Source organism: Photobacterium rosenbergii, from assembly GCF_033022775.1.
Lineage (GTDB): Bacteria > Pseudomonadota > Gammaproteobacteria > Enterobacterales > Vibrionaceae > Photobacterium > Photobacterium rosenbergii_A.
In genome coordinates this window covers 20,934-44,242 of the sequence record NZ_JAWJZI010000018.1, presented here as the reverse complement: position 1 = coordinate 44,242, position 23,309 = coordinate 20,934, and the positions used below count along the sequence as shown (strand labels likewise).

General features: G+C 53.0%; 20 protein-coding genes. 7 read left to right on the top strand and 13 right to left on the bottom strand.

Translation table 11 applies throughout. The features are described from left to right. Positions 1-108 precede the first annotated feature (108 nt). Entirely contained in the window at positions 109-984 is an 876-nt protein-coding gene (locus R2X38_RS23095; protein ID WP_317524744.1) for a carboxylate/amino acid/amine transporter, read from the top strand. 223 nt (positions 985-1,207) lie between these two features. Here the strand turns inward: R2X38_RS23095 and fre are convergent, their stop codons facing one another. The 6 genes from fre to trxA form a co-directional block, all read right to left on the bottom strand. After that, complete coding sequence (gene fre, locus R2X38_RS23090; protein WP_317524709.1) at positions 1,208-1,918, bottom strand: NAD(P)H-flavin reductase; 711 nt, start codon at positions 1,916-1,918, stop codon at positions 1,208-1,210. Between the two features lie 9 nt (positions 1,919-1,927). Further along, complete coding sequence (locus tag R2X38_RS23085) at positions 1,928-2,191, bottom strand: 2Fe-2S iron-sulfur cluster-binding protein (RefSeq protein ID WP_107298894.1); 264 nt, start codon at positions 2,189-2,191, stop codon at positions 1,928-1,930. Between the two features lie 78 nt (positions 2,192-2,269). Further along, on the bottom strand, positions 2,270-4,126 hold the full coding sequence (ubiD, locus tag R2X38_RS23080; protein WP_317524708.1) for a 4-hydroxy-3-polyprenylbenzoate decarboxylase: 1,857 nt from the start codon (positions 4,124-4,126) through the stop codon (positions 2,270-2,272). A 178-nt stretch (positions 4,127-4,304) separates the two neighbouring features. Next, positions 4,305-5,348 (bottom strand): hypothetical protein, encoded by a 1,044-nt coding sequence (locus R2X38_RS23075; RefSeq protein WP_317524707.1) that lies wholly within the window; start codon positions 5,346-5,348, stop codon positions 4,305-4,307. A 225-nt stretch (positions 5,349-5,573) separates the two neighbouring features. Beyond that, positions 5,574-6,839, bottom strand: coding sequence for a transcription termination factor Rho (rho, locus tag R2X38_RS23070; RefSeq protein ID WP_317524705.1), 1,266 nt, complete (start codon positions 6,837-6,839; stop codon positions 5,574-5,576). Positions 6,840-7,035: 196 nt separating this feature from the next. Then, positions 7,036-7,362: a thioredoxin TrxA gene (gene trxA, locus R2X38_RS23065; RefSeq protein ID WP_107298891.1), complete on the bottom strand. Its 327-nt coding sequence runs from the start codon at positions 7,360-7,362 to the stop codon at positions 7,036-7,038. Between the two features lie 113 nt (positions 7,363-7,475). On the opposite strand from trxA, the gene rhlB reads away from it, so the two are divergent. Together rhlB and gppA are read left to right on the top strand one after the other, a co-directional pair. Then, positions 7,476-8,780, top strand: a complete 1,305-nt coding sequence (gene rhlB / locus R2X38_RS23060) for an ATP-dependent RNA helicase RhlB (RefSeq protein ID WP_317524704.1) — start codon at positions 7,476-7,478, stop codon at positions 8,778-8,780. A 17-nt stretch (positions 8,781-8,797) separates the two neighbouring features. Further along, entirely contained in the window at positions 8,798-10,288 is a 1,491-nt protein-coding gene (gene gppA, locus R2X38_RS23055) for a guanosine-5'-triphosphate,3'-diphosphate diphosphatase (RefSeq protein WP_317524703.1), read from the top strand. 69 nt (positions 10,289-10,357) lie between these two features. Here the strand turns inward: gppA and prlC are convergent, their stop codons facing one another. After that, complete coding sequence (gene prlC / locus R2X38_RS23050) at positions 10,358-12,400, bottom strand: oligopeptidase A (protein ID WP_317524702.1); 2,043 nt, start codon at positions 12,398-12,400, stop codon at positions 10,358-10,360. Positions 12,401-12,610: 210 nt separating this feature from the next. Between prlC and R2X38_RS23045 the strand changes: the two genes are divergently transcribed. The 4 genes from R2X38_RS23045 (at position 12,611) to R2X38_RS23030 (ending at position 18,713) form a co-directional block, all read left to right on the top strand. Further along, positions 12,611-13,450 carry a 23S rRNA (adenine(2030)-N(6))-methyltransferase RlmJ gene (locus R2X38_RS23045; protein ID WP_317524701.1) on the top strand — a complete coding sequence of 280 codons (840 nt, stop codon included), beginning with the start codon at positions 12,611-12,613 and terminating at the stop codon, positions 13,448-13,450. Between the two features lie 176 nt (positions 13,451-13,626). After that, positions 13,627-14,982: a glutathione-disulfide reductase gene (gene gorA / locus R2X38_RS23040; protein ID WP_317524700.1), complete on the top strand. Its 1,356-nt coding sequence runs from the start codon at positions 13,627-13,629 to the stop codon at positions 14,980-14,982. 300 nt (positions 14,983-15,282) lie between these two features. After that, positions 15,283-16,647, top strand: coding sequence for a YjiH family protein (locus R2X38_RS23035; protein ID WP_317524699.1), 1,365 nt, complete (start codon positions 15,283-15,285; stop codon positions 16,645-16,647). A 317-nt stretch (positions 16,648-16,964) separates the two neighbouring features. Continuing rightward, complete coding sequence (locus R2X38_RS23030; RefSeq protein WP_317524698.1) at positions 16,965-18,713, top strand: hypothetical protein; 1,749 nt, start codon at positions 16,965-16,967, stop codon at positions 18,711-18,713. Positions 18,714-18,800: 87 nt separating this feature from the next. Here R2X38_RS23030 and tatC read toward each other — a convergent pair whose 3' ends face one another. The 6 genes from tatC to ubiE all read right to left on the bottom strand — a co-directional run bounded on the left by tatC (position 18,801) and on the right by ubiE (position 23,241). Beyond that, positions 18,801-19,553: a Sec-independent protein translocase subunit TatC gene (tatC, locus tag R2X38_RS23025; RefSeq protein WP_107301567.1), complete on the bottom strand. Its 753-nt coding sequence runs from the start codon at positions 19,551-19,553 to the stop codon at positions 18,801-18,803. 11 nt (positions 19,554-19,564) lie between these two features. Beyond that, on the bottom strand, positions 19,565-19,906 hold the full coding sequence (tatB, locus tag R2X38_RS23020) for a Sec-independent protein translocase protein TatB (RefSeq protein WP_107301568.1): 342 nt from the start codon (positions 19,904-19,906) through the stop codon (positions 19,565-19,567). 3 nt (positions 19,907-19,909) lie between these two features. Next, positions 19,910-20,164: a Sec-independent protein translocase subunit TatA gene (gene tatA / locus R2X38_RS23015; protein ID WP_317524697.1), complete on the bottom strand. Its 255-nt coding sequence runs from the start codon at positions 20,162-20,164 to the stop codon at positions 19,910-19,912. Positions 20,165-20,232: 68 nt separating this feature from the next. Beyond that, positions 20,233-21,867 carry a ubiquinone biosynthesis regulatory protein kinase UbiB gene (gene ubiB, locus R2X38_RS23010; protein WP_317524743.1) on the bottom strand — a complete coding sequence of 545 codons (1,635 nt, stop codon included), beginning with the start codon at positions 21,865-21,867 and terminating at the stop codon, positions 20,233-20,235. After that, positions 21,867-22,478 carry an SCP2 domain-containing protein gene (locus R2X38_RS23005; protein ID WP_317524696.1) on the bottom strand — a complete coding sequence of 204 codons (612 nt, stop codon included), beginning with the start codon at positions 22,476-22,478 and terminating at the stop codon, positions 21,867-21,869. Before R2X38_RS23005 ends, ubiB begins: the two co-directional genes overlap by 1 nt. Before the next feature lie 7 nt (positions 22,479-22,485). Next, complete coding sequence (gene ubiE, locus R2X38_RS23000; RefSeq protein ID WP_317524695.1) at positions 22,486-23,241, bottom strand: bifunctional demethylmenaquinone methyltransferase/2-methoxy-6-polyprenyl-1,4-benzoquinol methylase UbiE; 756 nt, start codon at positions 23,239-23,241, stop codon at positions 22,486-22,488. Between the last annotated feature and the right edge of the window lie 68 nt (positions 23,242-23,309).

Sequence of the window (23,309 nt, the reverse complement as noted above, 5' to 3'; positions counted from 1 at the left end):
CTGCCGACCACAGATCCGATGTCGGTATCCACACCAATTGGCTGTATTTACCCTGCCCTTTTTTCGCTACACTTGCCCCATCATTCAAACCACTACCCTGAAACCACTATGGGATACTTATCCGCTGTTACCCTGCTCTGGGCTTTTTCCTTTAGCCTGATCGGGGTCTACCTAGCCGGCCAGGTCGATGCCTGGTTCTCGGTCCTGACCCGTGTCAGCCTGGCAGCACTGCTGTTTCTGCCATTCCTACGCCGCCAGCACTTGCACCGCTCGCTGGCACTCAAGATAATGCTGGTCGGCGCTTTCCAGCTCGGCATCATGTACTGTTTTTACTACCAGTCATTCCTCTACTTGAGCGTGCCGGAAGTCCTGCTGTTTACTATTTTCACCCCGATCTATGTCACCCTGATCTACGACATGCTGCACCGCCGCTTCTCGGCCTGGTACCTGGCAACAGCAGCCATCGCCGTTTTGGGCGCGGCAGTGATCAAATTCGAGGGGATCAATGAAGACTTTATTACCGGCTTTTTGATTGTCCAGGGTGCCAACCTGAGCTTTGCCATCGGCCAGGTCGGCTACAAGCGCATCATGGAGCAGGAGCTGCAAACCATCCCGCAGCACACGGTGTTCGGCCTATTCTATCTCGGGGCGGTGTGTGTCGCGCTGCCGATGTTCCTGCTATTTGGTAACACCGAGCAGCTACCGACAACCAGTACCCAGTGGGGCATCCTGATCTACCTCGGCACTATCGCTTCAGGTCTTGGCTACTTCCTCTGGAACAAGGGGGCGACACTGGTCAATGCCGGCGCGCTTGCCATTATGAACAATGCGCTGGTGCCAGCAGGTCTTATCGTCAATATCCTGATCTGGAACCGGGATGTCGATGTAGTCAGACTATCAATCGGTGGGGTGATTATTGTCGCGTCCCTGTGGTTCAACGAAACCTGGGTCAAACGCAAGGTGGAGTTGGCAAGAGCAGCATAAGCGATACTGCCGTTTCGGATACAGCAGTTTTAGATACAGCAAAGGCGAACCTTTTGGGTTCGCCTTTTGACTATTGGTTCTGTGGTTCTGTGGTTCTGTGGTTCTGGGTTCTGGGTTCTGGGTTCTGGGTTCTGGGTTCTGCAAGTTCAAACATCAAACCCAGATTCAAAGCTCTTCATATTTCCCAGTGCCAAGGACCAGCTCTTCCTAGGGCCGCTTCTTATCAAATAAACGAAAACGCATCGGCAAACATACGCTCGCACTCGGCCCCTTTCTCGGCCGAGAACAGCTCGCGGGCGGCACCGGCCATTTCGAACCGGCCGCAGATATAGATGTCGTAAGCCGACAGGCTGACGAAATCATCGCTCACCGCTTCCAGCACATTGCCAGTTTTGCCCTGCCAGCCTTCCGGCGCCGTTTCGACGACCGGGACATAGGTCAGGTTGGCGTGCTGCTCGGCCAAGGCCATGAGCTCATCGTTGGCATAGAGCTGGCATTCATCACGGCCGCCCCAGTAAACGAAGATCGGCTGGCTGATACCGCGGCTCAGGCAGTTGTCCAGGATACTACGCACGTACGAGAACCCGGTACCACCAGCAATCAGCAGCAAGGGCTTGTCGCTATCTTCACGCACCCAGGCTTCGCCGTGCGGCGCTTCGATGTCGATCGCAGTGCCGTCCTCAAGCGCCGCTTTCATGCGCTCAACCACCTCGATAGCATACGGGTTATGCTCGGCAGCACCGATATGCAGCTCCAGCTCGCCTTCGCGGCACGGGCTGCTGGCAATAGAAAACGGACGCTTGTCCTTCTCGCCCATCACGGCCAAAAGGTACTGGCCCGCCTTGAATTCAATGTGTTGCTCCGGGCGCAGCAGGATACGAAAAGTATTACAGGCTAACGGCTCGACGGATGTTACTTCGCATTTGATGGACATTCTCTTCCTCTAATCTAGCTGGAGTACCAAATCACTGTTTGCCATTGCCTGACACGCAAAAATCCAGCCTTCGGCCTGCTCCTTCTCGGTGAGCATAGGCTCGAGCTGATAGCGGATCTCACCCTGCTGCTTGCGGCACATACACATAGCACAGGCGCCGACCTGGCAGCGGTTGGGAAAAGCAATGCCTGCGTTGAGCGCAGCCTCAAGCAACGTTTGTTCACCATCGGTGGCAAACGTCACATCATGGGGCAGCAGGCGGACTTGGTACATATTTAATTTCTCACGCCCGGCATTGGTACCGGGCCTTGGTTAATGGTTCTGGTTATCGAGTTCGACTTTCTAACAAGGTTAACCCAGGATCCCCAGTTCATCCCAGATGGCATCCACTTTGGCAACCACCTCTGGCGACTTGACGATTGGCGTTCCCCACTCCCGACTTGCTTCGCCCGGCAGTTTGTTGGTGGCATCAAGGCCAACCCTGGCACCATGCTCTTCACTTTGGTTAACCACCAGGGTATCACGGCTCGGATCCATCCGGGTGGTCACCGCCCAAATCACATCATTCCAATCGCGGGCATCAACATCACCGTCACAGACAATAATGAACTTGGTATCTGCCCTGCCTGACAGCGCAGTCCAGATACTTTCCATCACCTGCACTGCCTGGCCTTCTCGGTCTTTATCGATTGTCACAATCGCCACGCCAGCGCACTCTGCCGTTGACGGCAGGTAGCAATCAATCACCGCCGGAAGCTGCTTGATTTCCCGCTCCAAGGCGTGGTGATCCGGCTCGGCTAGGGGGCGGGGATAAGCCACAGCATTAGCAGTTTCCGCATCCCACTTAGCTGTTGCATCCAATCCCATTTTGGAGCCAAGCCCCACCACCGGAGATGCAAAGTCGAGCGAGTCAATCGGGGTTTGATCGATAAACAAGGTGTCACGAACCGGATCCATATCGCGGGACATCGCAGCCACCACACTGCCCCAATCTCGGGTATCGACATCGTCATCCACCACAATGACAAACTTGGTGTACATGAACTGGCGCAGGAAAGACCACACGCCCATCATTACCCGCTTGGCATGGCCCGGGTACTGCTTCTTCATCGAAACCACAGCCATACGGTAGGAACAGCCTTCCGGCGGCAGGTAAAAATCAACAATCTCCGGGAACTGCTTTTGCAAAATAGGTACGAACACTTCGTTCAATGCCACCCCGAGCACAGCCGGCTCATCGGGTGGACGGCCGGTATAGGTACTGTGGTAGATAGGCGCCTTGCGCATGGTCACATGGGTAATAGTGAACACATGGTGGCGCTCGACCTCATTGTAGTAGCCGGTATGGTCGCCATACGGCCCCTCGTCGGCAAACTCGTTCGGATCGATATAGCCTTCAAGCACAATCTCCGCACTGGCCGGCACTTCCAAATCATTGCTCAAGCTCTTGACCACTTCGCTTTTGCGACCCCGTAGCAAGCCGGCAAAGGCATACTCAGACAAGGTATCGGGGATCGGGGTGACCGCACCCAGGATAGTCGCCGGATCGGCGCCGAACGCCACGCTCACCGGAAAAGGCTGGCCCGGATTGGTTTCCATCCAGTCGCGCAGATCCAGCGCGCCGCCACGGTGAGCCAGCCAGCGCATAATGATTTTGTTTTTGCCAATTTTCTGCTGACGGTAAATCCCAAGGTTCTGGCGCTTTTTGTTCGGCCCCTTGGTAATGGTCAGGCCCCAGGTCAGCAGCGGTGCCACATCGTCGGGCCAGCAGCTCATCACCGGAATTTTATCCAGGTCGACCTCATCGCCGTGCCAGACAATGTCCTGGCACGGCGCACTGCGCAGCCGCTTGACCGGCATATTCAGCACCTGCTTGAACACCGGAAGCTTATCCAGCGCTTCGCGGAAACCTTTCGGCGGCTCGGGCTCTTTGAGGTAAGCCAGCAATTTACCCACTTCCCGCAACTCGCGCACATCGGTCCGCCCCATTCCCATTGCCACCCGGCCCGGAGTACCGAACAGATTCGCCAGTACCGGGACGTCATAGCCCACCGGGTTTTCGAACAACAGTGCCGGACCACCGGCCCGCAGGGTACGATCACAGATTTCGGTGATCTCCTGATCCGGGTCAACAGGCTGCTTGATGCGCTTGAGCTCGCCCTGTTGCTCCAGATAGTCAATAAACTCTCGCAGATCCTTGAACTTCATCGGTTTCGCGGTTACCTATCCTAAATACACCAGCACCCGGAGCTGATCCCAGCCACCGGGTACATATAATCATTCTCAAAACATTATAACGACTTGTTAACGGTAGGACAGCGGAAAATCCGACCACTGCGATCCACCCCGTGCCGGACAGGAAGACTCGATAAGCAGCCGGGCTAGATTAAGGTAACTTGGCGACGGCCGAACGGAAGTTCTTCTGCAAAACCTGACTGCGGCTGACCGACGCAAGTTGCTCGAGCCAGTCAAGATAGCCGCTGCGGGCAAGCTCGGTCGCCACCAGTTCGCCGTCGTCGACTTCGCTTAGCTTATCACTGAGAAAATCCCTGGCCGCCACAGGTAATGGCTTGAGGGTGATCAGTGCGCGGTAGGCCTGGAGCTTCAAGGACGGGTTAATCGTCGCCGCCATCAGCTGCTTGGTGGCATCCGGCTGCGGCGCAATACCAGCCAAGCGATTAAGCTCAGCCAAACTGTATTGATCGCTGCGACGACGCCACAGCAGATGGTAGACGCCTTCATCGCCCGAGGCGGCGGCAATGGCGGCAATCACCGCATTGTCCGGCAGCCACAACAACTTGCTGTCCGACGTAAATTGCTCGGCCAAGATATCGACAGCAGGCTGCGACAGCTCTGGCAGCTGGGCAAGGAAGATATCGCGGCGGGTCGCCTGGGCTTGGATATCCCCGGCCAGCCAATCAGATAGCAGCAGCGTACCATCCTCGGCTTGCTCTGCCATTTGCAGGGCCAGCAACTGCTGCTGCCAGCGGATCACCAAACTGCGGGCCTTGGCACCGTAATGGAAGGCCGATTTGGTCACCAGGTAGCCATCCCCTTGCTCGACCACATTGAACACCGGCATACGGGCTGCCTGAGCCTCAAGCCAATCGGCTTTGGCCTGATCCAGGCCATTGGGTTTCTCCGCGTAGTCGATGGCATAGTCAATCATCAGGCTGCGCACGGCTTCTTGCTGCAGGGGTGGCAGCGGGGACAAATGCGATTCCAACAGCGCAAAGTCACTGTTGTCGTAATAATGACGCAGGGCTGATAGCCGGTTTTTGACCTGTTGGGAAGCGTGGACTTGTTCAACGTCCTGTTGGGAGATTTCGGTTGGCTGAATGGCAATCTGAGCCTTGTTCTGGGCCGTCGCCTGGGCCGCTATCACCCCTACAGCCAGCAAACCTATCTGCATGCACTTTCCTAGTCGCATGTCACCTCCTTGGTGAAAAAAGATATGTCAGTTATCAGGATCATCCTGATCCAAAGTCACAAGTTGATAACAAACACAGTATATCGATTTATCGGGGGCAATTACCAGCAAAGCTGCAATTGAACAATGATCAATTAAGATTACCAGTGTAACAAAAATAAAAAACGCCACAAACTGTGGCGTTTTTCAAAACTGTGAGTCAAGCAGCAATTCTGCTGACAGACATTATGACTTCTGGCGACGCATCGCGTCGAAGAACTCGTCGTTGGTCTTGGTCATCGATAGCTTGTCGATGAGGAACTCCATGCTATCGGTCTCACCCATTGGGTGAACAATCTTGCGCAGGATCCACATTTTCTGCAACTCGTCAGTTTTCGCCAGTAGCTCTTCACGACGGGTACCAGAGCGATTGAAGTCAATCGCCGGGAAGACACGCTTTTCAGCGATCTTACGAGAAAGGTGCAGTTCCATGTTACCTGTACCCTTGAACTCTTCGTAGATAACTTCATCCATCTTAGAACCGGTATCAACCAATGCTGTTGCGATGATAGTCAGGCTACCGCCCTCTTCGACGTTACGAGCCGCACCGAAGAAACGCTTCGGACGGTGCAGGGCGTTGGCATCCACACCACCGGTCAGTACCTTGCCCGATGACGGGATCACGGTGTTGTAAGCACGTGCCAGACGAGTAATGGAGTCAAGCAGGATCACAACGTCTTTCTTGTGCTCTACCAGACGCTTGGCTTTCTCGATCACCATCTCAGCTACCTGTACGTGACGTGATGCTGGCTCATCGAAGGTAGAGGCAACCACTTCACCCTTAACCAGACGCTGCATCTCGGTTACTTCTTCCGGACGTTCGTCGATCAGCAATACCATCAACTCACACTCAGGGTGGTTGTAAGCAATGCTCTGGGCAATGTTCTGCAGCAACATGGTTTTACCCGCTTTCGGCGGAGCAACAATCAAACCACGCTGGCCTTTACCGATTGGCGATGCCAAGTCCAGTACACGGGCCGTGATGTCTTCAGTCGAACCGTTACCACGCTCCATACGCATACGCTCGTTGGCGTGCAGCGGCGTCAGGTTTTCAAACAGGATCTTGTTACGCGCGTTATCTGGCTTATCGTAGTTAACCTCGTTAACCTTCAGCAGGGCAAAGTAACGCTCGCCGTCTTTTGGCGGGCGGATCTTGCCGGCAATTGTGTCACCAGTGCGAAGGTTGAAACGGCGGATTTGGCTAGGAGAAACGTAGATATCATCAGGACCGGCGAGGTAAGAACTGTCTGCAGAGCGGAGGAAGCCGAAGCCATCTTGAAGGATTTCTAGAACACCATCGCCAAAAATGTCCTCACCACTTTTCGCATGCTGTTTGAGAATGGCAAAGATGATGTCTTGTTTTCTCAAACGCGCCAGGTTTTCCAGTCCTAAGCTTTCGCCAAGCGCAACCAACTTAGAAATAGGCTGGTTCTTCAGTTCAGTAAGATTCATAGTGGTGGGTTTCTTGTCAGTCAAAATTGGGGTTCTATGTTAATTGAGATAAAGCTGACCAATGGGGCTGGTCAAGGAATGAACAAAATTACAATTTACGTGCAATAAGTTAGCACTAAAGATCTCATCCGTCTAGCATAGACGCAAGTCAAACCATGCACAACGAGAAATTGTGCACGGTTCGAGACAGAGTCGCTTACAGGTTCGCGTCTAGGAACTCTTTAAGCTGGCTCTTTGACAGGGCACCCACTTTGGTTGCCGCTACACCGCCGTCTTTGAACAACAGCAGTGTCGGGATACCACGGATACCGAATTTCGGTGGTGTCGCTGCATTCTGGTCGATATTCAATTTACCGATAGTCAGCTTGCCTTCGTACTCGTCCGCGATTTCGTCAAGAATTGGGGCAATCATTTTGCATGGACCACACCATTCAGCCCAAAAATCGACTAGTACCGGGCCTGCAGCAGTAATGACATCGCTTTCGAAACTTGCGTCTGTCAGCTGCACAATCTTGTCGCTCATCTTCCACTCCAATGGTTGATTTTGTTAGCTGATTTGATTTTAACCAGCAAATCGATGCCCTATTTGAATGGAATCCGTTTCGTATTGCAACCCTAAGCTGATATTCTATACGAATGAAGACGACTCACATCACAGAGCAAAAATTTGCCGACCTGGGTTTAGAACCTCGGGTTTTACAAGGATTGGAAGCCAAAGGTTTCCATAATTGTACGCCGATCCAGGCGCTGGCATTGCCGGTAGTGCTCTCCGGCCGTGACATTGCTGGTCAGGCTCAAACAGGCACAGGGAAAACCCTGGCTTTCCTGACTGCGACTTTTAACTACCTGCTGCTAAACCCAGCAAAAGAGGATCGTAAACAAAACCATCCTCGTGCCATTATTATGGCACCGACTCGTGAACTGGCGATCCAAATTTACAACGATGCCAAGCCTTTACTCGAAAGCACCGGCCTGACAGCGGGTCTTGCCTACGGTGGTGAAGCCTACGAGAAACAGCAGAAGAAACTCGAAGCTGGCGTGGATATCCTGATCGGTACCTGTGGCCGTATCATCGATTTCTACAAGCAGCGCGTGATTGATCTGCGTTCTATCCAAGCCGTGGTGCTGGATGAAGCTGACCGTATGTTCGACCTTGGCTTTATCAAGGATATCCGTTTCTTGTTCCGCCGTATGCCTGCACCGCAGGAACGCTTGAACATGCTGTTCTCAGCAACGCTGTCTTACCGCGTGAAAGAGCTGGCGTTCGAGCACATGAATTCACCTGAAAGCGTGATTGTCGAGCCAGAGCAGAAAACCGGCCACCGCATCCAGGAAGAGCTGTTCTACCCATCGAACCAAGAAAAGATGCGTTTGCTGCAGAGCTTGATCGAAGAAGAATGGCCAGACCGCGCGATCATCTTTGCCAATACCAAGCACCGCTGTGAAGACATCTGGGCTCACCTGGCAGCAGACAAGCACCGTGTCGGCCTGCTAACCGGTGATGTTCCGCAGAAGAAGCGTGTTCGCATTCTGGAGCAATTCACCCAAGGTGAAGTCGATATCCTTGTCGCAACCGATGTGGCAGCTCGTGGCTTGCACATCCCTCAGGTGACGCACGTATTCAACTACGATCTGCCTGACGACGCCGAAGACTATGTACACCGTATCGGTCGTACCGGTCGTGCTGGTGCCAGCGGCCATTCGATCAGCTTTGCCTGTGAACAATACGCCATTAACCTGCCGGCTATCGAAACCTACATCGAACATGCTATTCCGCTGTCTAAATACGACTCGGAAGCCCTGTTAGATGATCTGCCGCCGCCAATCAGCGTACCGCGCTCACCACGCCAAGGTGGCAACCGCCGCAGCAGTGGTTCACAGCGCCAGGGACAGTCGCGCCAGCGTAACCGTCGCCGTCCGCAGCAGAACAAACAGCAGTAAAAAAGATAGATATGCCTATGGAAAGAACAGTATCACCCTTGTACGCCGCCATTGATCTTGGCTCCAACAGCTTCCACATGTGGATTGTCCGGGAGGTCGCAGGCACCGTCCAGACCCTGGCCAAGATCAAACGTAAAGTCCGCCTGGCAGCTGGCCTCAACAGCGCGAACGAGCTGAGTATTGAGGCAATGCAACGGGGGTGGGACTGCCTCAGCCTGTTTGCCGAGCGCCTGCAGGATATTCCGGCAAGCAATATCCGTATTGTCGGTACGGCCGCATTGCGCACCGCCGTCAATGCCGAGGCCTTTCTTTCCAAAGCCGAGACGATTCTCGGCTACCCGGTCGATATCATTCCTGGCGAAGAAGAAGCCCGGATCATCTACCAGGGTGTTGCCCACACCTCTGGTGGTTGTGGCAAGCGCCTGGTGGTCGATATCGGCGGGGCCAGCACCGAAGTCATTATTGGTGAGGGATTTGATGCCAGCGCCCTGACCAGCCTCAAGATTGGCTGTGTTACCTGGCTTGAGCGCTATTTCAAAGACCGCTACCTCACCGAAGCCAACTTCGATGCCGCGATCGCGGCTGCCAAAGCGGCCATTGCCCCGATTGTCGAGCAATACCAGACACTGGGCTGGCAAACCTGTGTCGGGGCCAGCGGTACCGTCCAGGCCCTACAGGAAATCATGCTGGCCCAGGGGATGGATGAAATCATCACCCTGCAGAAGCTCAAGCGGATGCAGCGCCAGGCCATGCAGTACGAACGCCTGGAAGATCTCGATATCGAGGGGCTGACCCTGGAGCGTGCGCTGGTATTCCCGAGCGGCCTGTCTATCCTGATCGCGATTTTCGAATCATTGGGTATCGAATCCATGACCCTGGCCGGCGGCGCCCTGCGCGAAGGCATGGTATACGAGATGATGAGCCAGATGCGCCACAACGATGTCCGTGAGCGCACCCTGCTGAGCCTGCAGACCCGCTTTCAGCTCGACAGCATCCATGCCGGCAATGTCAGCGACACTGCCCGTGCTCTGTTGGCCAGCTGCCTATCGGAGTGGAGTCTGGAGCCACAAGCGCACTATTTGCTTGATGCCAGTACCGCCCTGCATGAAATCGGCACCATGATCGAGTTCAAGAAGAGCGGTGAGCACGCGGCCTACCTGATCCACCATAGTGATCTACCCGGATTCACCCGTGCCCAGAAACACCTGATCGGTGAACTGCTACGCCGCTACCGCGAGAGCCTGACCAGCCTGCCGGAGCAACACGCCCTGTCGGCACACAGTGCAACCCGTCTGCTGCGTTTGTTGCGCTTGGCAGTGATCCTGTGTCACCGCCGTGACAGCAGCCACCAGCCGCCGTTCACCCTGCTGGCCAATGACAACGCTCTTAGCCTGTCACTGCCTGCTAGCTGGCTGGCAGCCAACCCGCTGACCGATGCAGAACTGCAGCAAGAAGCCACCCGCCAAAGCGACATGGGCTGGCCACTGGCTATCATCGCCAGCGAGTAACACGCACCACCTATAAAAAAGCACCCCGCGGGGTGCTTTTTACTTTCTTGCGGTCTGCCTTCGCAGCAATTAGCCGGTTATACCACTGTGGCGCAGCAAAGCATCGATCTGCGGCTCGCGGCCACGGAAGCGCTTGAACAAGTCCATTGGCTCCTCGCTACCGCCACGCTCAAGGATACAGTCGAGGAAGTCTGCACCGGTTTCGGTATTGAAGATCCCCTCCTCCTCGAAACGCGAGTACGCATCCGACGACAGTACTTCGGCCCATAGGTAACTGTAGTAACCTGCGCTGTAGCCACCGGCAAAGATATGGCTGAAGCTGTGCGGGAAGCGGCCGAAATCAGGGCTTGGTACTACCGATACGCGGGACTTGATATCCGCCAGTGTTTCCAGCACCTTGGCACCTACTTCAGGATCGTATTCGGTGTACAGGGTGAAGTCGAACAAACCGAACTCAAGCTGACGTAGGATCCCCATCGCCGACTGGAAGTTCTTGGCAGCCAGCATCTTGTCCAGCATCTCTTTTGGCAGCGGCTCGCCAGTCTCGTAATGACCAGAAATGAATGCCAGTGCCTCTTCTTCCCAGCACCAGTTTTCCAGGAACTGACTCGGCAACTCAACCGCATCCCAAGGCACACCGTTGATGCCCGATACCGCAGGGACTTCGATCTGGGTCAGCATGTGGTGGATGCCATGGCCGGTTTCGTGGAATAGGGTGACCACCTCGTCATGGGTAAACAGCGCAGGCTTATCGCCCACCGGCTTGTTGAAGTTACAGGTCAGGTAAGCCACTGGTAGCTGCATAGTGCCATCCTGACGGGTACGACGGACCATACATTCGTCCATCCATGCCCCACCACGCTTGTGCTCGCGGGCATACAAATCTAGGTAGAAACTACCACGCAGCTCGCCTTGCGCATCGAAGATGTCGTAGAACTTCACCGACTCGTGCCAGGTATCAACACCCTCACGTTCTTTAACGTCCATACCGAACACACGCTTGAGCACTTCGAACAGGCCAGCAACCACTTTCTGCTCCGGGAAATACGGACGTAACTGCTCATCAGAAATGCTGTAGCGGTGATGCTTGAGCTTCTCGGCATAGAAGGCAAAATCCCAAGGCTCCAGGTCTTCGGCGCCAAACTCGGTGCTAGCATACTCACGCAGCTCAGCCACTTCACGCTCGCCCTGCGGCTTGGCGCGGCTAGCCAGATCGTTCAAGAAACCCAGTACCTGCTCGGTGGATTCCGCCATCTTGGTCGCCAGTGATTTCTCGCTGTAGGTGTTGAAGCCCAGCAGGCGGGCAATCTCGTGGGTCAGCTTGAGCTTTTCGGCAATAATTTCACTGTTGTCCCACTTGCCGGCATTCGGGCCACGGTCTGAAGCTCGGGTGACAAACGCTTCGTACATTTCCTGGCGCAGCTCGCGGTTTTCGCAGTAAGTCATTACCGGCAGGTAAGATGGAATATCCAGGGTAAACAAATACCCCTCTTTCTCCTTCGCCTCTGCTGCTGCCTTTGCCGCCTGCAAGGCCGACTCAGGTAAACCGCCCAGCTCGGCTTCGTCAGCTACCAGCTTGCTCCAGCCCATGGTGGCATCGAGAACGTTGTTACTGAAGGTGGAAGACAGCTCGGACAGGCGCTTGCTGATCTCACCGTAGCGGTGCTGTTCTTTGGCTGGCAGGCCAATGCCAGAAAGTTCAAACTCTTTCAGTGCATCGGTGATCGATTTTTGCTGTGCCTGGCTCAGCTCGGCAAAGCTATCATCGGCCTTGATCGCCTTGAAGGCATCATACAGACCCTTATGCTGACCAACCCAGGTGCCGTAATCCGATAGCATCGGCAGGCAGCTCTCGTAAGCTTCACGCAGCTCGTTGCTGTTCTTCACAGCATTAAGGTGGCCGACTGGCGACCAGATACGGCTCAAGCGATCGTCCGTTTCAGCCAGTGGTACGCAGATAGTTTCCCAGCTTGGTGCGGTATCAGCTGCCAGCACCTGCTCCACAGCCGCTCGGCAGTCGGCAATGGCCTGCTCGACGGCAGGTTTGACATGCTCCGGCTGGATTAGCGAAAACGGAGGCAGGCCCGTCATCGAAAGTAATGGGTTAGTCATGCGCAATTCCTTAAATTAGTTGTCCATTATTAAATGCGTCTTGAACAGCGTAAATTCAATCCTTTCATCGCACTAAATCGTAACGCAGCACTCTAATTTTAACCTAGATTTAACACCCCAAGCATGAAAGTCATCACGGTTGCTGGCTATTCCCTGCCAATTGGCGATAATACTGACCCAATTTATCCCTAGCCTGTCGAGATCCCAGCCATGCTGAGCTACCGCCATAGTTTCCATGCCGGCAACCATGCCGATGTGGTCAAGCACATCGTCCAGAGCCTGATCCTGGATGCCCTGAAACAAAAGGACAAACCCTTCGTTTACCACGACACCCATTCCGGTGTCGGCCGTTACGATCTTCAGGATGAGCGCAGTGAGAAAACCGGCGAGTTCAAGCAAGGTATTGCCCGGATCTGGCAGCGTGACGATATCCCGGCCGAAATCGCCAGCTATATCGACGCCATCAAAGTACTGAACGACGGTGACGAGCTGCGCTACTATCCGGGCTCGCCGAAAGTCGCCCGTGCCCAGATCCGCGACCAGGATCGTATGGTCTTGACCGAGCTGCACCCGAGCGACTTCCCGCTGCTGCTGCAGGAATTCCGTGGCGACCGCCAGGTTCGCATCTACAAAGAAGATGCCTTCGCCCGCCTCAAGGGTAGCCTGCCACCGAAAGAGCGCCGCGGCGTGGTCCTGATCGACCCTCCGTACGAACTCAAGCACGAGTACATGGATGTGGTCAAGGCAATCAAAGAGAGCCACAAGCGCTGGGCGACCGGTACCTATGCTATCTGGTATCCGGTGGTGTACCGCGAGAATATCGACAAGATGCTCAAGGGGCTGGAAGATTTGGGGATCCGTAAAATTCTGCAAATCGAACTGGGTGTTGAACCCGATACCGAGGAGCGCGGCATGACCGCGTCGGGCATGATTGTGATCAACCCGCCGTGGAAACTGGAAAGCCAGATGCAGGCGATTTTGCCATGGCTCAAAGAGGCCATCGCCCCTAACCACGGCCACTACAAAGTGGAGTGGATCGTTCCGGAATAAGCGGCGATTTGGCGCTAACAGCTTGTAAGGCGGGGTTTTCCCGCCTTTTTTATGGCCGTTATTTTTTGTTCCAACTTTCTCGAACTCCCCCTCTCGTAACTCTTCCCATTCTTGATTACACTAGGGCAAGCACAGCAGGAGCTGTTACCAAATCAAAACAATATTGGAGTAAAGTCATGGCAAAGCATTTTGATTACATCTGTATCGGCGGCGGCAGTGGCGGTATTGCTTCGGCAAACCGTGCGGCAATGTACGGTGCCAAGGTGGCACTGGTCGAAGCCAAGGCATTGGGTGGTACCTGTGTCAACGTCGGTTGCGTGCCGAAGAAAGTGATGTGGCACGGCGCCCAAATTGCTGAAGCTATGCACCTTTACGCCAAAGACTACGGCTTTGACGTAGATGTAAAAGGCTTTGACTGGAGCAAGCTGGTCGAAAGCCGCGAAGCCTACATCAGCCGTATCCACACCGCTTACGACAACGTGCTGGGCAACAACAAGATTGAAGTAATCAACGGTTTCGCCAAGTTCGTAGACGAAAAGACTATCGAAGTAAACGGCGAGCACTACACTGCCGACCACATCCTGATCGCCGTGGGTGGCGAGCCAACTATCCCGAACGTACCGGGTGCCGAGCACGGTATCGATTCTAACGGTTTCTTCGAGCTTAACGAGCAGCCTAAGCGTACGGCGGTTGTTGGCGCAGGCTACATCGCAGTAGAAATTGCAGGCGTACTGAGCGCGCTGGGTACCGATACCCACCTGTTCGTGCGCAAGGAGTCGCCACTTCGCAGCTTCGACCCAATGATCATCGAGACCTTGGTTGAAGTGATGGACAAAGAAGGCCCAACACTGCACACCCACAGCGTACCGAAAGAAGTGATTAAGGAAGCTGACGGCTCAGTGACTCTGCATTTCGAAAACGGCGAGTCGCACAACACCGATGTACTTATCTGGGCTATCGGTCGTAACCCAACGACTGACAAGATCAACCTGGCAGCGACTGGTGTTGAAACCAACGATCGCGGCTACATCAAGGTTGACGAGTACCAGCGTACCAATGTCGACGGCATCTACTGTGTTGGTGACATCATGGAAGGTGGTATCGAACTAACACCTGTGGCTGTTAAAGCTGGCCGCCAGCTGTCTGAGCGCCTGTTCAACAACAAGCCAGACGCCAAGATGGACTACAAATTGGTTCCAACAGTCGTATTCAGCCACCCACCAATCGGTACTATCGGCCTGAGCGAGCCTGAAGCTATCGCCCAGTACGGCGAGGAAAACGTCAAGGTTTACAAGTCTGGCTTTACCGCGATGTACACCGCAGTAACTTCACACCGCCAACCATGCAAGATGAAACTGGTTTGTGCCGGCCCTGACGAGAAAGTGGTTGGCCTGCACGGCATCGGCTACACCGTTGACGAGATGATCCAGGGCTTCGGCGTAGCGATGAAGATGGGCGCAACCAAAGCAGACTTCGACTCTGTAGTGGCTATCCACCCAACGGGCTCTGAAGAGTTCGTGACTATGCGTTAATAGCGCTAAATGGCATTAAGAAGGAGCGGTTATCGCTCCTTTTTTATTGCCTTTTTGCTGTGCCCTGGATTGCAGAACATGCAACAGCCATCAAAGCACACACAGGATCCTAAACCATAAATATCATACAATAACGAATAATAATGAATAAAAGCGCAGATATTGGCGAAAATAATTCCATTTCTAGGTGAAAAACTGTAATCTTTCCCGACCTGATTATGGAAGATCAGTGAATATTTATTCCACAGAGAATAAAAGCATTTATTTACTCTTAGCTTATCAATCAGTTAAAGGCCAAATATGCAGGATCAGGTTATTTCCCAAAACGGTAAAAAGAGCCCATGGCTCATGTTCCTCCTACCGTCGCTCCTCGGTGTCTTCCTTTTCATGGCACCTATCAGTTACCAGGATTCACTGACAATTCCTATCGCTATTCTGGCCAAATCGGTTCAGGCATTGTTCGATGGCATGCTGCCAGCCATGGTGACCTTCGTGATCGCCCTAACCGGTGTCGCCTCGATAGCCACTAAGCTATTGAAGCCAAAAGCAGTGCTAGAGAGCAGCTTTTTGAGCGGCCTGCTTAACCCGTCTTTGCCTTGGTTCGTGGTCCAGCAGTTGGGCGCGATTTTTGTCGTGATGACCTATTTCGGCATCGGCCCTGAAATGATCCACCATGGTGATACCGGTGGCCTAGTTCTGAATGATCTATTGCCGGTGCTCTTTTCTGTCTTCCTTTTTGCCGGTTTGCTGCTGCCATTGCTGCTTAACTTCGGCCTACTGGAGTTTGTCGGTGCCCTGTTCACCCGCGTGATGCGCCCGCTATTCAACCTACCGGGTCGCTCAGCGGTAAACTGTATTGCCTCATGGCTGGGCGACGGTAGTGTCGGCGTACTGATGACCAGCAAGCAGTACGAAAGCAAAATCTACACCGAGCGTGAAGCGGCGGTGATCGGTACCACTTTCACGGCGGTCTCTATTACTTTCAGCCTAGTGGTCATTGCCCAGGTGAACCTGGAGCACATGTTTGCCCCGTTCTACCTGACCGTGTGCCTGGCAGGCTTGGCAGCGGCGGTAATTGTCCCTCGCCTACCACCGCTATCGTGGAAGAAAGACCGCTACATCGACGGCCAGCCGCTAGAAGGCGATATCGAAGCCCTACCTGAAGGCAAAACCGTGATTGGTTTTGGCCTGGAGCAAGCGCTGGAGAAAGCTTCTCAGGTGAAAAGCCTGCGCAGCATGGTTGCAGAAGGCGTGAAGAACGCGATTGATATGATCTTCGGCGTACTGCCTGTGGTAATGGCAATTGGTACCATTGCCCTTGTGATTGCCGAGAACACGCCGGTATTCAGCCTGCTGGGCCAGCCATTTATACCGTTCCTTGAACTACTGCGAATTCCTGAAGCCGCAGCGGCCTCCGAGACTATCGTGGTCGGTTTTGCCGATATGTTCCTGCCTTCTATCTTGGCATCGGGCATTGAGAGCGATTTGACCCGCTTTGTGATTGCGGCAATGTCGGTGACCCAGCTGATCTACATGTCGGAAATCGGTGCGCTGCTGATCGGCAGTAAAATCCCGGTCAAACCGTGGGAGCTGTTCATGATCTTCATCCTACGTACCCTGGTGACTCTGCCAGTGATTGCGATGATGGCGCACATCTTCTTCTAGCAGAAAGCCATTTCGAACCCATAAAGCCAGCGCATTTGCCGCTGGCTTTTTTGTTTCCACCTCCCACCACCAACCTTCATCACTTCGCATCAATAAATTTCACCTAAACATCTAATTTAATTAACAAAAGCAGTCACTGAGCAAATCTAACCCTTTTGTGTAAGCAATTATGTGCTGCCAATCACATATAATACGCTAAGAAATTGATGTTAAAAGAATTTCACTCTATATATCGCTGCACTCATAAATGTTTGAGTAACCAATAAAACTAAAACAACGAACCATCAATATTCATTTTTGCATTACAAGGAAAACCAATGCATTTCAAATACTCAGCTATTGCAGCTTCGATGATTGCCGCCCTATCGCTAACAGGCTGTGGCAGTGATTCTTCAAGCAATAACTCTGGCAATGGCCAACCTCCTGTTGCCGTTCAGTCCCAAGGCGCTTTCATTGATGCCGCAGTAGAAGGTCTCTATTACGTCACTCAGCCAAGTGGTAAAACAGGTTATACTGATGCCGAAGGTACTTATAATTTCGACGAAAAAGATGAAAGCATCACCTTCTATCTTGGTGGAGAGAACGGTCTACGCATCGGTACCTCCTCGATCCGCGATATCATTTCACCTTTCGAGGCAACAGGTAACTACCAAAAAGCACTTAACCTAGCCCGTATCCTACAAACCATGGATGATGCGAGCGATAACGCCATTACACTCCCTGACACCATCAAGTCACCGAGCGCAGGAATGATTGCAGCATTACAAAATGTCATGCTACATGATTTAGACTCTGCTGATAGTCTGAAGAAAGCTCTGGGTAAAACAGAGTGGATTAGCGAAGATAAAGCTCTCGACCACCTAAATAACTCTCTGGCTGGCCTTGAACGCGGTAGCAAAGAAGTTCTGACTGATTGGCAAAAAGGTTCGGGCAAATACCTAAGAACTATCGAGAGCACACTGTCAGCCCAAAATGCAGGAAGTAGTAACGAGCAACTATTTGTCCACGCCGACAAACTACTTGAAGAAGAGTTGTTTGATACCACCCGCGGCTTCCGTCACATGACAGTGAAATTGGACGATACAAACCTTGTGCTATTAAAGGGCTCCAATGACACAACCATCAGCAGCGGCTTTGCAACCAGCTACCTCGCGTGTTTGGATAAGGAAGGGGTCTCTGCAAATTATGTAGCAGCGGAAAATAACAACCACGCGACTTGTAATGGCACCGAGATGGACTTCATGGGGGATGAGTTTGATTATGCAAAATTCAGCCTTGCCAATGCTTTTGACTACAGCATCCTTTACAAAAAAGAGGAACTTGCACAAGACGAAAGCTACCCTTGGTCAATGCTTGAAAGTGATGGTGAAGGGCCAATGTTCAACTGTCTAGCTAACCAAAGTTGTTCTGAATCCTCTTTGACTGGATTCTCTATTACCGAGCGCGATGACAGTGATGATGAAGATGGCTCCGAGATTCAACAGAACGTTCTGTCTCACAGCTATGATGCTATTACAGGTGTTTACACTGAAGTGAGGCAACGTACTATGCTTAACGGGCAATATAAAGGCCGAGTATCTAACAGCATCAACTTCAACTACATCGTTGAAAGCCCAACAGCTGAGCGCTACGTGGATTTCAAAGGTACGTGGAAGGCAGTCGCCACTCGCGAAGGGTGTGATGGCGTAGCGGTTTCAACCCTAGTCTTCGATGACAATGGCCTAGCTTCTATGACTGGTGAAGAGTTCTCGGGACAGTGCGAACGTTCTTCTCTCGATGAAAAGAACGTTTCCTATGACACTCTCTCAGCCATGGATTACTGGTGGTTCGCGACCAATGGCCAAGGCAATGACAGTAAAGCTACACTGACCCAGCTAAACAGCACCATCCGCTGGTGTGATAAGGACGAGGACAACCAGACTGAAGGCTGCCAGCCAGCTGATATCAAAATCAACCGCTGGGAATACGCACCAGCAGGTAAGAACTGGGATCAAGGTGTCTTGAACCGCCGTACACTGGACAGCAACGGCAACATCAAATCAACGATTTCAATGCACAAGCTGTAATTAGCTAATCCCCACGAGGGGAGCATAAAATAAAAAAACCGGCCTCGGCCGGTTTTTTCTTGCCTGCGATACAGGCTATCGAATGACTTACTGCTCTTCGGCCGCATCGTCTTCTTCTTGCTCGCGGACGTAGAAGCGCGAGAAGAACAAGCCGACCTCAAACAGCAAACACATCGGGATGGCCAGCAGGGTTTGCGAGATCATATCTGGCGGTGTCAGCATCATACCGACCACGAAGGCACCAACAATGATGTAAGGCCTTTTGGTACGCAGGCTTTCCGGATCCGTCGCCCCTGTCCAGCACAGCAAGATAATGGCCACCGGGATTTCAAACGCAATACCGAATGCCAAGAACAATGCTAGGACAAAGTCCAGGTAGCTGGCGATATCCGTTGCGACCGTGATCCCTTCCGGTGCTGTTTTAGTGAAGAAGCTAAATACCAGTGGAAATACCACAAAGTAAGCAAAAGCCACACCCGCATAGAACAGCAGCGAGCTGGAAAACAGCAGCGGCATGATCAGCTTGCGCTCATGCTTGTACAGCCCCGGTGCCACAAAGGCCCAAACCTGATACAAGATCATCGGCACAGCAATAAACACCGAGGTCACCAAGGTGAGCTTAATTGGCGTAAAGAATGGCGATGCTACATCCGTTGCAATCATGCTCGCGCCTTCTGGCAGACGTTCTACCAAAGGCGCTGAGATGAAGGCATAGATGTCGTTAGCAAACCACACCAGGCCAAGAAAAACCACAATGACACTCAGGATGGAACGCAACAGCCGGTTACGCAGCTCAAGCAAGTGGCTGAATAACGGTTGCGTATCTTCAACAGTAGACATAGTGACTTATATTAATCCTGCTTTTGAGAGGTCGTCGCCGAGGACTGCTCGTCTTTTTTGTCGCCATAAGGACGCTGCACATCGGAGGCTGCTTTCTTCAGCTCCTCAACAGTATCCCTCAGCTCTGGCGAGAGATCTTTCATCCCCATTTGCTCGGCTTTTTTCAAGTTTTCCTGAAGTTCCTGGATCTTAAGTTCCTGGTTCAGTTCATCTTTGACCGAGTTCGCCATATTACGTGCAGCCCCAATCCAGCGCGATACACTACGTATCGCGACGGGTAGGCGTTCCGGCCCCAGTACAACCAATCCCACCACGGAGATCAGTATTAGTTCCCAGAACCCGATATCAAACACGTGTTAAACCTGCTCTTTGTCTTTCTGGCTCTTCTGAGCCTGATCACCCTGCTGTTCAGCCAGTTTCTTCTGGTCGAAGTCTGCATCAGCTGCCGCGTCTTTCTTCTCAGTTGAAGAATCTTCGTCGCTGATCGCCTTCTTGAAACCTTTCACGGCAGAGCCCAAGTCACCGCCCAGTGTACGCAACTTCTTGGTTCCGAACAGCAGAACAATGATTAGTGCAATGATTAGCAATTGCCAGATACTGATACCACCCATGCTTGTTTTACCTCAGCTAATTGTGGTTAATAACGAATCGTTTATGTGTTGGCTGCATACTTTACCGTCTATTTCCGGCAAACACGCCACCCAAGTAACCAAAACGTGACCCCCATTGCAGCACTGATCGCCGAATAGTTTTCAATATGATTACTAAAAAGTATGGCAGAACATACAACCAGAGTTGCACCAATGCCAAAGTAGAACCTTGCCTGGCCCTGGTAACGTCGACTCTCCATGAAGTTGTCATAAAGTTTATCGATACGTTGGTTCAGTGCATTGCCTTGGCGCAAACTATCATAAAGTAATTCCGGTAGCTCCGGTAATTTCTCCGCCCAGAATGGCGCCCGGGTTTTCACCCCGTCAATCACGGCCTGTGGGCCGACCTGACGAGACATCCAGTCTTCCAGGAAAGGTTTAGCGGTATCCCACAAATCAAGCTGCGGGTACAGCTGACGTCCCAATCCTTCGACATATAATAAGGTTTTCTGCAGCAATACCAACTGCGGTTGCACTTCCATATTGAAGCGGCGCGCGGTATTGAACAGGTTAAGCAGCACATGGCCAAACGAGATCTCGGCCAGCGGCTTTTCGAAAATCGGCTCGCACACGGTGCGGATCGCGAATTCAAACTCATCGATGTTGGTATCTTCCGGCACCCAGCCAGAATCTACGTGTAACTCGGCGACCTTGCGGTAGTCCCGGTTGAAAAACGCCAGTAGGTTTTCGGCCAGGTAGCGCTTGTCTTCGCGGTTCAGGCTACCGACAATGCCACAGTCGAGTGCGATCCACTGCGGGTTTTCCGGATTTTCCCGTGCGACAAAAATATTGCCCGGGTGCATGTCAGCATGGAAGAAGCTGTCCCGGAACACCTGAGTGAAGAAAATCGTCACCGCATTTTCCGACAGCAACTTCATGTCTGTACCGTTGGCCACCAGCGCATCGATATCCGACACCTGAATGCCGTAGATGCGCTCCATCACCAGCAGGTTTTCCCGGCTAAGGTCGGTATACACCTCGGGCACATACAGCATATGGCTGTCTTCGAAATTACGTCTGAGCTGGATGCCATTAGCGGCCTCGCGCATCAGGTTCAGCTCGTCGAGCAAGGTTTTCTCATACTCACGGACAACCTCTACCGGGCGCAGGCGACGTGCATCCGGCAGTACTTTGGCCAACAAACCCGCCATGCGGTACATCAGGGTTATGTCGGCCTTGATCACCGGCAGGATGTCAGGGCGGATCACCTTGAGTACCACTTCCTTGCCGGTTTCCTTCAAGGTCGCGGTATGCACCTGGGCAATCGACGCCGATGCCAGTGGCACCTCGTCAAAATCATCAAACCACGTCTCGAGCGGGCCGCCCAAGGCTTTTTCCATCTGCTGTTTGGCTAAGCGGCCATCGAATGGCGCGACCTGATCCTGCAACAGCGCCAACTGGTCGGCGATATGCGGCGGGAACAGATCACGGCGGGTCGACATCATCTGGCCGAACTTGATCCATACCGGACCCAGCTCCTGCAACGCCAAGCGCAGACGCTCTCCCAAAGGCTTTTCCGGATGTTCGTTGCGCAGCCAGAACAATGACTTACGCATTGCCTTTGGCAATTTGAGCCGAGGGTCTTCCGGCAGCAGCTCATCCAGCCCATAACGGAGCTGAACAGCGGTAATTTGGTATAAACGCTTAACTTCTGACAACACCATCATCGAGGCGCTTGCTCCATAAGGCGATTCAGGCGGGCTTCACAGCGTGCTACATCCATCTTCAGATCATCGACCTGATCGGCAAAATAGGCAATTTCCAACGCCTGCGGTGCCAAGCGCCACTCTTCGGTGATCACTTCAGCCAAGTCGCGTTGGCGTTTGGCCACTCCCTGCTGGAAAAAGCGTGCGCCTTGTTTGGCACCGCTCACCAAGGTGTGGGCAACTATATCACCGGTATATTGCGATAGTTTTTCTTCGACATCCGGTTTCAACCCACTGAGCAGCGCTGAAAACTGCTGGGCCAGCTGGATATCACCGTCCAGCGACAGCTTGTCGGCCTTGATCAGTTGAGTCAGGTTGGCTTGCTGACGGAGCTCAGGCAACACAGACAAGTTCAGGGCAAGCTGGCAGTCCACCTCGCCTTCATAGGCTCCCAGCACATCGATCTGCTGGCTGAAGACAAAATACAACTGCTTGCCGAACTCATTGATGGTTACGCCGATCACCTTACCTTTCAAACGGGCAAGTCGACGCTGGCTGTCTTCATCATCTTTCAGCAGAGCATTTAGCGAGGTCTCGATCGCCCCGGTTACAAACGCGTCAACAGGCATGGGTTCCTCAGAATTTGTAGCCACGGTGCAGGGCAACAATGCCACCGGTCAGGTTGTAGTAGTTGGTTTGCTCGAAGCCGGCATCCTGCATCATCCCTTCAAGGGTTTCCTGATCCGGGTGCATGCGAATGGATTCCGCTAGGTAGCGGTAACTTTCGGCATCGTTAGCAATCACCTCGCCCATTTTCGGCAACAGGTGGAAAGAATAAGCGTCATAGACTTTAGACAGCGGCTCGATAATCGGCTTGGAAAATTCCAATACCAACAGGCGGCCACCCGGCTTCAGCACGCGATACATCGAACGCAGCGCCTTGTCCTTGTCGGTCACGTTACGCAGACAGAAGCTGATGGTAATACAGTCAAAGTAATCATCAGGGAACGGTAGCTCTTCGGCGTTCGCCTGGACATAGCCGACGTTGCCGACAATGCCGCTGTCACGCAGTTTGCTACGGCCAACCTTGAGCATCGAGTTGTTGATATCTGCCAAGATCACCTGACCGTCATCACCGACAATGCGCGAGAACTTGGCTGTCAGGTCGCCGGTACCACCACCGAGGTCAAGGACCTTGTGACCACGGCGAACACCGCTGCAATCTATGGTGAAGCGCTTCCACACGCGATGGACTCCCATCGACATCAAGTCATTCATAATGTCGTACTTGGCTGCTACCGAGTGAAATACTTCAGCAACCATTTCTGCCTTGTCTTCCTTGGCTACAGTCCGGTAGCCAAAATGGGTCGTCTCTAGTGTGGTGTCCGTCATGCTACTTCCGTCATGGTTAACATTTTATTTCGCCCTAGTGTACTTGATGGTTGAGCTTTGCTCAAAGC